Below are 14,451 nucleotides of genomic sequence, written 5' to 3'. Positions count from 1 at the left end.
AATAAATAACCGGTAAAAAATACCGGTTTATTTATTATGCTGATAAAGCATTTAACTTTGCAGCTAATCTTGATTTTTTTCTAGCAGCTTTATTTTTATGTAATACTCCCTTTGAAGCAGCCATATCTAAAGCCTTTGCTGCACTTTTGAAAGAAGCTTTAGCTTCTTCAACATTATTTGATGTTAATGCAGTTTCAAACTTCTTTATTACAGTTTTTAAAGCTGACTTTATCATCTTATTTTTTAATGTTTTAGCTTCAGTCACTTTTATTCTCTTTTTAGCTGATTTTATATTTGCCATTGTGTTTCACCCCCTTTATTTTAATAGGGTCTCTGCAGTTTGGGGAATCTGCGTACGAGTCTACTATTTAACAAAGGATATTATAGCATTATTCTTCTAATACTTCAATACCTTATTTTAACTTTAGAGATTTTAAAATCTAGTTTCATAAATAATTTTAAAGAAAATTACTAAAAATATTTATATAACTTATTAGGGAGTGATATTATGTATAATATTAGAACTGATTTGGCTGTAGAAGCTAGAGAGATTTATGCTCAGCAACATAATAATGAAGATTCAGAAGGTGTTGAATTTAAAGAAGAGAAGCAGGGAGAGATAAACATAACTCAGGTTAAAATTTTAAACGATATTGGTGAGAGAAATATGGGAAAGCCTATGGGGACCTATATAACTATAGATATGCCAGAATTTACTCACTACGATGGTGAAACTATGAATGAGGTAAGTGAAGTTCTAGCTAACAATCTATCTTCTATGATAAAGTTAGATAAAAGTATGACTGCATTAGTTGTAGGATTGGGTAATTGGAATGTTACACCCGATGCCTTAGGCCCAAAGGTGGTTTCTAAGATAATGGTTACAAGACACCTTAAGCAGTTGATACCGGATAGTATCGATGAAGAGATTAGGCCTGTTTGTGCTCTGTCTCCAGGAGTTTTAGGTCTCACAGGAATTGAGACAGGAGAAATAATAAAAGCTGTGGTAAGTAAGCTTAAGCCCAATCTAATAATATGTATCGACGCTTTAGCCTCTAGAAAGCTAGATAGGGTTAATAGAACTATTCAAATAGGTGATAGCGGAATATCTCCTGGCTCTGGGGTTGGAAATAAACGTATGGTTATCAGCGAAAAAACTTTAGGAGTACCTGTCATCGCCATAGGAGTACCTACAGTAGTTGATGCTGCAACCATAGCTAATGATAGTATAGATCTAGTGCTAGATGAAATGATAAATCAAGCTACTAAGGGAGGGGAGTTTTACAATCTTTTGAAATCTATAGATAAAAATGAAAAAACAAAGATGATACAGGAGCTTTTAAATCCTTATGTAGGAGATTTGGTAGTTACCCCTAAGGAAGTAGACACTGTAATAGATTCTGTCTCAAGAATTATTTCTACAGGAATCAATATGGCTTTACAACCAGCATTAAATTTGGAAGAAATTAATAACTTTTTAAGTTAACATTTTCCAATTTTTATTAGAGTAATAAAAATCAGACCCCCTTCATATAATATTTTTATACGAGGGGGGTATTAAATTGAATTACAATATAAAAAATTATAAAAACCTAACTGCAAGATATAGTATGTTCTTTATAATAATAATAATTTGTATTGTTGCAACTATGAAATTGATAAATAGCACTTTCTCAAATAATAATAATAAATCTAGCATTTTATACATAGAGCTTTTAAATTATGGCATGCCTATAGTCAACGCTTCTACTGATAATAATGAGCATTTACTTGAAGCTAAATATAGTTTTAAGGACTTTATATTAGAAGGACTAGGTATAAATATATATAATCCAATAAAGATAATTAGCAAAGAAATAGCCTTTTTATCCTTACCTAATAGCAAAAATAATAGCAGTGATTATATTTCAGATGTAAGCTTTAATCCTTTTAAGCTTCAAGATAATAGTATCTTTAAAAACGAAGAAAAGGGTAGTTCTCAAGAAAATAAAGGTGAAGATACCAGTACTTTAATTAATACAGTGGCAAATGTTTATGATCCTAAGCTTAAAAAGCCTTTAAATAATTCTAAACCAGAGGTTCTTATTTATCATACTCATACCTCGGAAAGCTATAAGCCAGGAGAGGTGGATAGCTATGATGAAACAAAAAATATTTGTGCTGTAGGAAACGAGCTTGTAAAGGAACTGGAAAATAATTATGGAATTTCAGTAGTGCACGATAAAACCATTCATAGTACTACCTATAATCAAAGTTATACAAGATCTAGAGAAACCTTAGATAAGTACTTAAAAAAATATGGAGATTTTAAGCTTATAATAGACCTTCATAGGGATTCTGGTATTAGTAAGAAAGCAGTAACCACGAAGCTTAATAACGAGGAAGTTGCAAAGATAATGTTTGTTATGACAAAAAACAATCCTCACTTTAACAAAAACAATGCTATAGCTACTCAAATGACAAATGCTAGCGATAAACTCTTTCCAGGACTGAGTAGAGGTATTCTTTATTATAACAATGGAATAAAATATTATAACCAAGATAAAAGCAATAATGCTATACTAATTGAGGTAGGTTCAGAGTTAAACACTACTAACGAAGCTAAAGGATCAGCTAAGTATATAGCAAGAATATTAGCAGAATATTTAAATGGTAAAAGATGAAGCTGAATAAAAACTTTTTAAAAAGAGCATCCTTATAGATATCAATTTGATAAAAGGGGATGCTTTTTTGAATAGAATAAAGTATATATTGCTTTTTATAATATTAATTTTAACCATGGTAGCTGGTTTAACCAAAGTAAACATAGAGTGCAGTAAAAGTAATTATGCTCTTGCTGGCAGTGAATGGCAAAGTGGTAATGCAGATATACAAAAGGATGAAGGATATTATAAAGTACTTAGAGAGTTAAGAGATGAGGCTCCGATAAAAATACTTTTAAATAAGGAGTCTAATAGTATTAGTATAAATTTAAAAAGCTATGAAATAAAATTTAAGAAAGACTTGTTCACTAATCTGAAAAACAATATAGTTAACTTTTTAGATAACACATATCACTTTATAAAAGGATTCTTTAATAAAGTATCTTAAAAAAAATAGTCTATACAACAGCTATAATTATTGACAAATTCTGAGGTTATTATGTTATAATTTAATGTGATTTAAATAGGACAATTTGCGCAATTATTAGTACATTGCTGAACAGGCATGAATATTTGCTGTTAAAATTGTGATTTTAATATATAAACAGCTTTAAAGGGGCGGGTTAAGATTATGCAATCAGAAAGACAAAAGTACATAAGAAATTTTTGTATAGTAGCTCACATAGATCATGGTAAATCTACACTTGCGGATAGATTATTAGAAACCACAGGTACTTTGACTCAAAGAGAGATGGATGAGCAAGTTTTAGATAAAATGGAGCTTGAAAGAGAAAGAGGAATAACTATAAAGGCTCAAGCCGCTAGATTGGTATATAGAAGAGAAAAGGATGGTAAGGAATATATACTTAATCTTATTGATACACCTGGACATGTAGACTTTAACTACGAAGTTTCCAGAAGCCTTAATGCCTGTGAAGGAGCTATTTTAGTAGTAGATGCTACTCAAGGAATACAAGCACAAACCTTAGCAAACTGCTATTTAGCTTTGGATCATAACTTAGAGATTGTACCTGTAATAAACAAAATAGATTTAGCTAGTGCTAGACCAGAGGAGATTGTGGAGGAGATAGAGGATGTTATAGGCATAGAGGCTCATGATGCTCCTAAAGTTTCTGCAAAGTCTGGACTTAATATTGAACAAGTACTAGAGGCCGTGGTAGAGAAAATTCCTGCACCAGAAGGTGATGAAGATGCACCTTTAAAGGCTCTTATTTTTGATTCCTACTACGACAGCTATAAGGGTGTTATATCTTATATAAGAGTTATAGAAGGAACTGTAAAAGCTGGAACTAAAATAAAACTAATGGCAAGCAATAAGGATTATGAAGTTACTGAGGTAGGAGTATTTTCTCCTAATTTTCTTCCTATTGGTGAGCTAAAAGCTGGTGATGTGGGTTATTTAACTGCATCTATAAAAAACGTTAGAGATGCAAGAGTTGGAGACACTATTACAGAGTCAGATAGACCAGCTGGTGAAGCTTTGGAAGGTTATAGACCAGCAGTATCCATGGTATTTAGCGGTATCTATCCAGTAGATGGAGCAGATTATGAAGAATTAAAGGATGCCTTGGAAAAGCTTCAATTAAATGATGCTGCGCTATCCTTTGAGCCAGAAACTTCTATAGCTTTAGGCTTTGGTTTTAGATGCGGCTTTTTAGGATTGCTTCACATGGAAATAATTCAAGAGCGAATAGAGAGAGAATTCAATTTAGATATTATAACAACTGCGCCATCTGTTATATATAAAGTTATAAAAACTGATGGAACTTTGCTAGAGATTACAAATCCAACTAACATGCCAAGTCCTACAGAGATTGAATATATGGAAGAACCGGTGGTAAAGGCTTCTATAATTACTCCTACGGAATATGTGGGAGCTGTAATGGACTTGTGTCAATCTAGAAGAGGAACTTATCTTAATATGGAATATATCGAGACCACAAGAGCTGTGCTAAACTATGATATTCCTTTAAATGAGATAATATATGATTTCTTTGATGCACTAAAATCTAGAACTAGGGGATATGCATCTTTAGATTATGAACTAAAAGGATATACAAGAACTAAACTTGTAAAGCTTGATATTTTATTAAATGGAGATATTGTGGATGCTCTATCAATGATAGTTCCGGAAGAAAGAGCTTACACTAAAGGCAGAAACATTGCTGAAAAGCTGAAGGATATAATTCCAAGACAGTTATTTGAGATACCTATACAAGCAGCTGTAGGAGCGAAGATCATCGCTCGTGAAACGGTAAAAGCTATGCGTAAAGATGTGTTAGCAAAATGTTATGGTGGAGATATATCGAGAAAGAAAAAATTATTAGAAAAACAAAAAGAAGGAAAGAAGAGAATGAGGCAAGTAGGTTCCGTTGAAGTACCTCAAGAAGCCTTTATGTCCGTGTTAAAAGTAGAATAAATCATGTAAGTGAGATGGAGGTTAAAATATGAAAGAAATTTCATTATATATACATATACCATTTTGTAAAAAGAAATGCTGGTATTGTGATTTTCCTTCGTTTTGCGGTAAAGATTATTTAATGGTAGATTATGTTAAAACTTTAACAAAAGAAATAGCCTTAAGAACTGAAAACTATATTATGAAGACAATATTTATAGGTGGGGGAACTCCCACCTATTTGTCTTTAGAGTGTTTAAATTATTTAAAAGAAGCTATGTTAAAGGTTAACAAAACTATGGATTGTGAATTTACCGTGGAATGTAATCCAGGAACTCTCAATGAAGATATTTTAAAACTATTAAAATCTATGGGGGTGAACAGACTTAGTATAGGATTGCAAGCTGTTCAGAATGAATTATTAAAATCCATTGGCAGGATACATGATATGAATGATTTCATAGATAATTATAAATTAGCTAGAAAAATAGGCTTTAATAATATAAATGTGGATATAATGTTTGGACTACCTAACCAAAGCATAGAGCAGTGGAGGGAAACCATTAATAAGGTATGTGAGCTTTCTCCTGAACATATTTCGAGTTATAGTCTGATTATTGAAGAGGACACTCCTTTCTACAACCTCTATAAGGAGAATAAACTAAATTTACCACAGGAAAATATAGAAAGATCTATGTATTTGGAAACTCTAAAATTATTAAAGGGATTTGGATATAATCAGTATGAGATATCTAATTACTCTAAAGCACATAAAGAATGTAGGCATAATTTAGTTTATTGGAATTTGGAAGATTATATTGGATGTGGCTCTGGAGCTCATTCCTTTATGAATAACCTAAGGTATAGAAATGAGGAAAAAATAGAAGAATATATTATGGGCATGAATAGCAAAAATAATAGTTATGCTGAAATAAAAGAAAATACCTTAGAAGATACTATTGAAGAATTTATGTTTATGGGGCTGAGGAAGATAGAGGGCATTAAAGAGTCTGTGTTTAAGAATAGATTTAAGAAGGATATAGATTTTTTTTATAAGGAAGTTATAGAAAAGCATAGGGCTAATGGTCTTTTAAAGCGAGAGAATAACAGTATATTTTTAACAGAAAGAGGCATAGAATTGTCCAACTATGTTATGAGTGACTTTATATTGTAAAGATTTAAATATGTAAATATGTAAATATGTAAAGATACAATGCCTAGGAGAAAATAATAAAGTTAAATAAAGCATTTATAATAAGTTTCTATGATTTTTAAGAAAATGAAAGTAAAAATGAGAAATTAGGAGTAAAATTTTAATAAAGCAGATTATTAAAATTATATGGAAAAATAAGCTGTATTAGGCGGTATTGACAAAAAAATTTTGAAGTGTTATTTTAAAATCGTAGTCATTAGCACTCACCTTGATAGAGTGCTAATAAATGAGGTGATACCATGGAGATGGATGAAAGAAAAATTAAGATTCTTCAAGCCATTATTAATGATTATATTAATACAGCAGAACCTGTAGGATCTAGAACTATTGCAAAGAAATACGATTTAGGTATTAGCTCTGCTACTATAAGAAACGAAATGTCTGATTTAGAAGAGATGGGATATTTAGAGCAGTTGCATACATCTTCTGGGAGAAAACCCTCTGATAAAGGATATAGATTATATGTAGATAAATTGATGCAGATTGAAAGGATTCCTCAGGAGGAGGAGCTATTGATAAAAGGCTATCTCTTAAATGTAGCATTATATGAGGTTGATAGGATATTAAAGCAGGCTACATCACTTTTATCGGAGCTAACAAAATTGACTTGTGTTTTAAGGTCACCCTCCGTAAAAAAAAGCTATATTAAATCTATACAGCTGATAAAGATTGATAATGTTGATATTCTATCTGTTATAATAACTGATGCTGGAATAATTAAAAATAATATCATAAAAGTAAGTAAAATAATAAGCAATGAAATACTTAGCAAGCTAACCTTAATTTTAAATGCAAGATTAAAAAACTTAACAATAGAGCAAATAAACCTAGAGGTTATTAATAATTTGAAGAATGACTTAATAGGTTATGAAGACATATTTAATGCTATTATTCCTGCTCTTTATGATACTTTAAATGCAGTAGAATCCTCAGAAGTTTATTTAGAAGGTGCTACAAACATATTTAACTATCCTGAGTACAATGATATAGATAGAGCTAGGGAGTTTTTATCTTTACTTAATAATAAGGACTATGTTAAAACTCTAATAGATGCTGAAGAGGGATTATCAGTGAGAATTGGGGAAGAAAACTATGTGCCTGGAGCTAAGGAATGTAGTGTAATTTCAGCTTCTTATAATCTAGGGGATAGACCTTTAGGCACTATAGGTATAATAGGACCAACTAGAATACCCTATTCTAAAGTAATCAGTGTAATGGCTATGGTGATGAAACACCTAAATAATAGCTTAAGACAATATAATGATGAATAATATTTAGAGATGAGGTGGAATTTTCAGTCATGAAAGAAATGGATAATAAAGATAATTTAGAGGCTGAACTGAAAAATGAACAGGTAGAAAAAGGAAATATTAAAGAACAAACTATTGAAGAAAATTGGCAAGAAGCCGAAAAACTTGAAGACGAAGAATTTGAAACAGTGAATGAAGAACAAGTATCAAAAGTCCAAGAGGAAAATGCTAAGTTGTATAATGAGGTAGAAGTTTTAAAAGATAGGCTTCTAAGAATAAGTGCTGAATATGACAACTTTAGAAAAAGAACTGCTAAGGAAAAAGAAGGCATATATTCTGATGCTTGCACAGATGTTCTAAAAAATATGCTGCCTGTTCTAGATAATCTTGAAAGAGCTGTTTCTGTAGAGGGAAATTTAGATGACCTAAAAAAAGGAATAGACATGACCTTAAGGCAGTTTAAAGACTCCTTAAAAAAATTAAATGTAGAAGAAATTTCTACGGAGGAAGGCTTTGATCCTAATTATCATAATGCAGTTATGCACATGGTAGACGAAAATTATGGTAAGAATGAAATTGTAGAAGTTTTCCAAAAAGGCTATAAACGTGAAAATAAAGTTATAAGATATAGCATGGTTAAAGTTGCAAATTAAATTTTCATTAGATAGATCATAGGGAGGTATAAGAAAATGGGTAAAGTAATAGGAATTGACTTAGGAACAACAAACTCTTGTGTAGCAGTTATGGAAGGTGGAGAGCCAGTAGTTATTACAAATGCAGAAGGTGCAAGAACTACTCCTTCAGTAGTATCTTTCCAAGCTAATGGAGAAAGATTAGTGGGACAGGTTGCAAAAAGACAAGCAATCACCAATCCAGATAAAACTATAATTTCAATCAAAAGACATATGGGAACTAATCATACTGTTAATATTGATGGAAAACAGTATACTCCTCAAGAGATTTCTGCTATGGTATTACAAAAAATTAAGGCTGATGCGGAAGCATATTTAGGAGAAACAGTAACTCAAGCAGTAATAACTGTACCAGCATATTTTAATGATAGCCAAAGGCAGGCCACTAAAGATGCAGGTAAAATTGCGGGATTAGAAGTATTAAGAATAATAAATGAGCCAACAGCAGCTTCTTTGGCTTATGGTATAGATAAAATTGAAAACAGCCATAAGATATTTGTTTATGACTTAGGTGGTGGTACCTTTGACGTATCCATTCTTGAGCTAGGGGACGGAGTGTTTGAGGTTAAAGCTACTAATGGAGATACTCGCTTAGGTGGAGATGATTTTGACCAAAAGGTTATGGATTATATAGCAGATACTTTTAAGTCAGAAAATGGTATAGATTTAAGAAATGACAAGATGGCACTTCAAAGACTAAAAGAAGCAGCAGAAAAAGCAAAAATCGAACTTTCTTCTTCAATGCAAACAAGTATAAATTTACCATTTATTACTGCAGATGCTAGTGGTCCAAAACATATAGATATGAATCTTACTAGAGCTAAGTTTAATGAATTAACTCATGATTTAGTTCAAAGAACCATAGAGCCAATGAGAAAAGCACTTCAAGATGCAGGCTTAACTATGAATGATATAGATAAGATAGTGCTTGTAGGAGGTTCTACAAGAATACCAGCAGTACAAGAAGCAGTGAAGAACTTTACAGGAAAAGAGCCTTCAAAGGGAGTAAATCCTGATGAATGCGTAGCAGTAGGTGCTGCAATACAAGCAGGTGTATTAACAGGGGACGTTAAGGACGTACTATTACTAGATGTTACTCCTCTAACTTTAGGTATAGAGACTCTTGGAGGAATAGCAACCTCTTTAATACAAAGAAATACTACAATACCTACTAGAAAGAGTCAAATATTCTCTACGGCAGCAGATGGTCAGACTTCTGTAGAAATACATGTAGTTCAAGGTGAAAGACAAATGGCTGCAGACAATAAAACTCTTGGAAGGTTTACTTTATCTGGTATAGCACCAGCTCCAAGAGGAATTCCACAAATTGAAGTTACTTTTGATATTGATGCTAATGGTATTGTTAAAGTTTCAGCAGTAGATAAGGGAACTGGCAAGGAAGCAAATATAACTATAACAGCTTCAACTAATTTAAATGATGATGAAATAGATAAAGCTGTTAAAGAAGCAGAGAAGTATGCTGAAGAAGATAGAAAGAGAAAAGAATCTATAGAAGTTAAAAACAATGCAGATCAAATAGTATATCAAACTGAAAAGACTCTTAAAGAGTTAGGAGATAAAGTTTCTGCTGAAGATAAATCTAAGATTGAAGCTAAAGCTGAAGCATTAAAGGCTGTTAAAGATGGAGAAGACTTGGAGGCAATTAAAAAGGCTACAGAAGAGTTAACACAAGAATTTTATGCCGTTTCTTCAAAGATATACGGTGCAAATGGCCAAAACGCTGGCTTTGATCCAAACAATATGGGAGCAGAAAATAATGCTTCTTCAAATCAAAAGGATGATAATGTAGTAGATGCTGATTTTAAAGTAGAAGATGATAAATAGTTAGTTGGATTTTAAGGGGAAGGCAATCCTAGGTCTTCCCCTATTGTAGGTTAAAATATTTTTTAGGTGGTGAAAAAACAGCATGGCTAAAAAAGACTACTATGAGATTTTGGGACTAGAAAAAGGGGCCAGCGATGATGATATAAAGAAAGCCTTTAGAAAGCAGGCCATAAAATATCACCCAGATAAAAATGCTGGGAATAAAGAGGCTGAAGAAAAATTTAAAGAAATAAATGAAGCTTATCAAGTACTAAGTGATCCTGAAAAGAAGGCTCAATATGACCAATTCGGAACTACGGATTTTAATGGTGGAGCTGGAGGCTTTGATGGAGGCTTTGATTTTTCAGGTATGGGAGGATTTGGAGACATTTTTGAAAGCTTTTTTGGAGGGGGAGGCTTCGGCGGAAGCGGAAGAAGAAGAAATGGTCCTGAAAAGGGCGCGGATATGGAATATAATATAACTTTAACCTTTGAAGAAGCAGTCTTTGGAGTAGAAAAAGAAATAAATATTTCTAGAAGTGAAAACTGTGAAACTTGTAGGGGAGAGGGAACTAAGCATGGAACTTCTGCGAAAACCTGTGATAAATGTGGCGGTTCAGGACAGATTAGAGTTCAAAAAAATACTCCGTTAGGTAGCTTCGTTACTATGTCTACTTGTGACAAATGCTCTGGAAAGGGAAAGGTAATTACAGATCCATGTCCAGATTGTCGTGGATCTGGAAAACAAAGAAAACAAAGAAAGATAAAAATTGATATACCTGCAGGAGTAGATACAGGCAATGTAATGCCTCTTAGAGGACAAGGAGAACATGGTACTAAAGGAGGTCCTCCAGGGGATTTATATATTAATATAAAGGTATCGCCTCATAAAATATTTAAAAGAAAAGCCTTCGATATATATATAGATACACATATAAGCATTGTGGAAGCTGCTTTAGGTATAGAAATGAAGGTACCTACGGTAGATGGAGAGGTTAAGTATACAATACCAGAAGGCACTCAATCAGGAACTATGTTTAGGCTTAAAGGAAAAGGTGTGCCTAGAGTTAATAGTCATGGTAGAGGAGATCAGTATGTTAATGTAATAGTAGACATACCTAAGAATTTAAACGAAAAGCAAAAGGAAGCCTTAAGAATGTTTGCAGAAGCTAGCGGCGAAAAAGGTGACGATAAAAAGAGCTCTATTTTTGACATGTTTAAAAAGAAATAAGTTATTTTAGGTAGGTTCCAATTTTTAATAATAGTTATTAAGATTGGAACCTTTTTATTGAAAAATAAGGGAGATATATTTTGTAATAGACAGATTTTAATGTAAAGTGTAAAATATATAAAAGTACGATAGATTTATGGAAGGATTGATTTTATGCAAGGTACTTGGATAGAGATAAAGATAATAACAAAAAGTGAGGCCATTGAGCCTATTTCTGGTATATTTTATGGATTAGATGTTAAAGGTGTTGCTATAGAAGATCCTAATGATATTTTAAATAGAGAGCAAGGTCCATTAACTTGGGATTTTGCTGATATAAATATTTTAGAACATGGAGCAGAAGCTGCTACGGTAACTGGATATTTTAATAAGGAAGAAGATGTTGAAAGCATTGTTGGATATGTAAATGAAAGGCTTAAGGAATTAAAAGAATTTGGTATAGATATTGGAGAAGCAAAGGTATTATCAAAAGCAGTTAATGAGCAGGACTGGGCCAATAATTGGAAAAAGTATTATAAGCCTACAAAAATTGGAGAAAATATTGTAATAAAACCTATTTGGGAAGAATACAAAGGTAATGAAGAGGAAATTATTGTTGAACTAGATCCTGGTATGGCTTTTGGAACAGGCACTCATGAAACTACAAGAATGTGTGTTCAAGCTTTGGAAAAGTATGTAGATAAGGATAGTATAGTGTTTGATATCGGAACTGGATCGGGAATTTTAGCTATAACTGCTGCTAAATTAGGTGCTTCAAAGGTTATAGGTGTGGATTTAGATCCAGTAGCTGTAGATTCTGCTAAAGAAAATTTAACCTATAATAACTTAAATAATATAGAAATATTACATGGTAACTTAATGGATGTAGTGCAAGGTAAGGCCAATATAGTAGTAGCTAACATAATAGCGGAAATTATAGCTGTTTTAGCTCAGGGTGTTAGAGAATTTATACTACCCGGAGGATATTTTATCACTTCAGGTATTATAAGAGAAAGAAGAGAAATGGTAGAGTCTAAATTGAAGGAATGTGGCTTTAATATAGTAGAAGTTAATGAAGATGGGGAATGGTTATGCATAATTGCTTCTATTTAAGGTGAGGTGAGAGTAAAATGCATAAGTTTTTTGTTGATGAAAATTGTATTTATGAAAATAAAGTTAGGATACAGGGTGAGGATGTTAAACATATCTACAAGGTTTTGAGACTAGAGGTAGAAGACGAAGTAATAATAAATAACTGTTTGGGCAAAGAATTTGTAGCTAAGATAAAAGATATAAATAAAAAGGAAGTACTATTAAGTATCCAAAAGGAGCTTAATAGTAACAATGAAAGTAATGTAAATCTATATCTTTTTCAAGGTTTACCTAAAGCTTCTAAAATGGACTTGATCGTTCAAAAGGCTACAGAGCTTGGGGTAAAAGAAATAGTGCCCATAATAACAGAAAGAGTGATTGTGAAAAATGAAATGGGTGAATTTAAAAAATTAGACAGATGGCAGAGGATCGCTTTGGAAGCATGTAAGCAATGCAAAAGAACTTTTATCCCTGCAATAAAAGAACCTATGGAGTTTGAAGCAATGATTAAGCATTTAAATACCATGGATTTGGTTATTGTGCCTTATGAAAATGCGTCAGGTTATGGTATAAAGAATGTTATGGAGAATATATCAGCACAAGGAATTTTAGACATTGCTATTATAATTGGGCCCGAAGGCGGTTTTGAGGAACAGGAAATAAGTAAGTTAAAAGAGAATAATGCTCATATAGTTACTTTGGGACCAAGAATATTTAGAACTGAGACCGCAGGTTTTGTGTGCACCACCTTGTTACAATATGAACTAGGAGATTTAGGAGGAATAATTTAATGAAGGTTGCATTTGCTACTTTAGGCTGTAGAGTTAATCAATACGAGTCTGAAGCTATGGCTGAAAAGTTTATTAGAGAAGGATATGAAGTTGTTGAATATACAGAGGTGGCAGAGGTTTATGTAATAAATACTTGTACAGTAACAAATATGGGGGACAAGAAATCTAGACAAATTATAGGCAGAGCTAGAAGATTAAATCCAGAGGCAGTAATAGCAGTGGTAGGTTGCTATTCTCAAATTGCACCTAATGAAGTTTCTAATATTGAAGGTGTGGATGTGGTCTTGGGAACAAGAAACAAAGGTGATATAGTATATTGGGTAAATAGAGCTAGAGAAGAAAGAACTCAGTTTGTTAATGTAAATGAAGTATTAAAAAATAATTTGTTTGAGGACTTAAATATAGAAGAATATCAAGATAAAACTAGAGCCTTTTTAAAGATTCAAGATGGTTGCAATAGATTTTGTTCTTATTGCTTGATACCCTATGCAAGAGGAGCAGTTTGCAGCAAGGAACCAGGTAAAGTCCTTGATGAAGTTAAAAAATTAGCTAATCATGGGTTTAAAGAAATCATACTATCTGGTATACATACTGCTTCTTATGGACTAGATTTAAAAGATAAAGTCACATTAGTAGATCTATTAGAGGAAATAGAGAAGGTTAAGGGAATAGAAAGAGTTAGAATTGGATCTATAGACCCAACCTTCTTCACTGAAGATGTGGTAAAAAGAATTATTAATTTGAATAAGCTTTGTGCACATTTCCATTTATCTCTGCAAAGTGGATGCGATGAAACTCTAAAGAGGATGAATAGAAGGTATACTACTAAGGATTATGAAAATATAGTAAATTTATTAAGGAACAATTTTAAAGATGTATCTATAACTACAGATATCATAGTAGGATTTCCAGGAGAAACAGAGGAAGAATTTAATACTACCTATGAGTTTTTAAAGAGTATAAAATTATCTAAAATGCATATATTTAAATTTAGTCCAAGAAAAGGTACCAAAGCTGCTACTATGGAAAATCAAGTAGATGGAAAGATAAAAGAAGAAAGAAGCAATAAAATAATAGAACTCAACAATGCTCTTGAAAAAGAGTTCATGGATAGATTTTTAGGAAAAAACCTTAGGGTACTATATGAAAAAGAAACCTTTGTGAATAGTGGCGAATATGAGGGTTATACAGAAAATTATTTAAGAGTGGTTACAAAGGGGAATGATAACAATATTATAGGAGAGATCTTAGACACAAAAATTATTTGTATTGATAAAGATCAGCTCATAGGAGCGTTTGCTGGATAGGAGGTGAAATT

13 protein-coding genes are annotated in these 14,451 nt (G+C 32.3%); 12 read left to right on the top strand and 1 reads right to left on the bottom strand.

The window, feature by feature from the left end:
• Positions 1-34: 34 nt before the first annotated feature.
• Entirely contained in the window at positions 35-301 is a 267-nt protein-coding gene (gene rpsT, locus BN2665_RS15845) for a 30S ribosomal protein S20 (protein WP_055668064.1), read from the bottom strand.
• 207 nt (positions 302-508) lie between these two features.
• On the opposite strand from rpsT, the gene gpr reads away from it, so the two are divergent.
• The 12 genes from gpr (at position 509) to mtaB (ending at position 14,440) form a co-directional block, all read left to right on the top strand.
• On the top strand, positions 509-1,486 hold the full coding sequence (gene gpr / locus BN2665_RS15840) for a GPR endopeptidase (RefSeq protein WP_055668063.1): 978 nt from the start codon (positions 509-511) through the stop codon (positions 1,484-1,486).
• A 76-nt stretch (positions 1,487-1,562) separates the two neighbouring features.
• Positions 1,563-2,663 carry a stage II sporulation protein P gene (locus BN2665_RS15835; RefSeq protein WP_242865960.1) on the top strand — a complete coding sequence of 367 codons (1,101 nt, stop codon included), beginning with the start codon at positions 1,563-1,565 and terminating at the stop codon, positions 2,661-2,663.
• A gap of 67 nt (positions 2,664-2,730) precedes the next feature.
• Complete coding sequence (locus tag BN2665_RS15830; protein WP_055668062.1) at positions 2,731-3,090, top strand: hypothetical protein; 360 nt, start codon at positions 2,731-2,733, stop codon at positions 3,088-3,090.
• Positions 3,091-3,273: 183 nt separating this feature from the next.
• A complete protein-coding gene (gene lepA, locus BN2665_RS15825) occupies positions 3,274-5,082 on the top strand; it encodes a translation elongation factor 4 (protein ID WP_055668061.1) in 1,809 nt (602 codons plus the stop codon).
• Between the two features lie 28 nt (positions 5,083-5,110).
• Positions 5,111-6,235 carry a radical SAM family heme chaperone HemW gene (hemW, locus tag BN2665_RS15820; RefSeq protein ID WP_055668060.1) on the top strand — a complete coding sequence of 375 codons (1,125 nt, stop codon included), beginning with the start codon at positions 5,111-5,113 and terminating at the stop codon, positions 6,233-6,235.
• Between the two features lie 278 nt (positions 6,236-6,513).
• Positions 6,514-7,545 carry a heat-inducible transcriptional repressor HrcA gene (gene hrcA, locus BN2665_RS15815; protein WP_055668059.1) on the top strand — a complete coding sequence of 344 codons (1,032 nt, stop codon included), beginning with the start codon at positions 6,514-6,516 and terminating at the stop codon, positions 7,543-7,545.
• Positions 7,546-7,574: 29 nt separating this feature from the next.
• Positions 7,575-8,177 (top strand): nucleotide exchange factor GrpE, encoded by a 603-nt coding sequence (gene grpE / locus BN2665_RS15810; protein ID WP_154674965.1) that lies wholly within the window; start codon positions 7,575-7,577, stop codon positions 8,175-8,177.
• A gap of 36 nt (positions 8,178-8,213) precedes the next feature.
• The gene (gene dnaK, locus BN2665_RS15805) at positions 8,214-10,061 is read left to right on the top strand and encodes a molecular chaperone DnaK (RefSeq protein WP_055668058.1); all 1,848 of its coding nucleotides are present in this window, start codon (positions 8,214-8,216) and stop codon (positions 10,059-10,061) included.
• Positions 10,062-10,143: 82 nt separating this feature from the next.
• Complete coding sequence (gene dnaJ / locus BN2665_RS15800) at positions 10,144-11,271, top strand: molecular chaperone DnaJ (protein WP_055668057.1); 1,128 nt, start codon at positions 10,144-10,146, stop codon at positions 11,269-11,271.
• A 153-nt stretch (positions 11,272-11,424) separates the two neighbouring features.
• A complete protein-coding gene (gene prmA, locus BN2665_RS15795) occupies positions 11,425-12,363 on the top strand; it encodes a 50S ribosomal protein L11 methyltransferase (RefSeq protein ID WP_055668056.1) in 939 nt (312 codons plus the stop codon).
• A gap of 17 nt (positions 12,364-12,380) precedes the next feature.
• A complete protein-coding gene (locus BN2665_RS15790; RefSeq protein WP_055668055.1) occupies positions 12,381-13,133 on the top strand; it encodes a 16S rRNA (uracil(1498)-N(3))-methyltransferase in 753 nt (250 codons plus the stop codon).
• Positions 13,133-14,440 (top strand): tRNA (N(6)-L-threonylcarbamoyladenosine(37)-C(2))-methylthiotransferase MtaB, encoded by a 1,308-nt coding sequence (mtaB, locus tag BN2665_RS15785; RefSeq protein WP_055668054.1) that lies wholly within the window; start codon positions 13,133-13,135, stop codon positions 14,438-14,440. Before BN2665_RS15790 ends, mtaB begins: the two co-directional genes overlap by 1 nt.
• The last annotated feature ends 11 nt before the right edge of the window (positions 14,441-14,451 follow it).

Source organism: Desnuesiella massiliensis (assembly GCF_001403615.1).
Classification (GTDB): domain Bacteria; phylum Bacillota; class Clostridia; order Clostridiales; family Clostridiaceae; genus Desnuesiella; species Desnuesiella massiliensis.
This window is presented reverse-complemented; position numbering and strand designations above follow the sequence as displayed.

Coding starts and splice junctions, on each gene's coding strand:
- rpsT (WP_055668064.1), bottom strand. CDS start 301: ATGGCAAATATAAAATCAGCTAAAAAGAGAATAAAAGTGACTGAAGCT.
- gpr (WP_055668063.1), top strand. CDS start 509: ATGTATAATATTAGAACTGATTTGGCTGTAGAAGCTAGAGAGATTTAT.
- lepA (WP_055668061.1), top strand. CDS start 3,274: ATGCAATCAGAAAGACAAAAGTACATAAGAAATTTTTGTATAGTAGCT.
- hemW (WP_055668060.1), top strand. CDS start 5,111: ATGAAAGAAATTTCATTATATATACATATACCATTTTGTAAAAAGAAA.
- hrcA (WP_055668059.1), top strand. CDS start 6,514: ATGGAGATGGATGAAAGAAAAATTAAGATTCTTCAAGCCATTATTAAT.
- grpE (WP_154674965.1), top strand. CDS start 7,575: ATGAAAGAAATGGATAATAAAGATAATTTAGAGGCTGAACTGAAAAAT.
- dnaK (WP_055668058.1), top strand. CDS start 8,214: ATGGGTAAAGTAATAGGAATTGACTTAGGAACAACAAACTCTTGTGTA.
- dnaJ (WP_055668057.1), top strand. CDS start 10,144: ATGGCTAAAAAAGACTACTATGAGATTTTGGGACTAGAAAAAGGGGCC.
- prmA (WP_055668056.1), top strand. CDS start 11,425: ATGCAAGGTACTTGGATAGAGATAAAGATAATAACAAAAAGTGAGGCC.
- BN2665_RS15790 (WP_055668055.1), top strand. CDS start 12,381: ATGCATAAGTTTTTTGTTGATGAAAATTGTATTTATGAAAATAAAGTT.
- mtaB (WP_055668054.1), top strand. CDS start 13,133: ATGAAGGTTGCATTTGCTACTTTAGGCTGTAGAGTTAATCAATACGAG.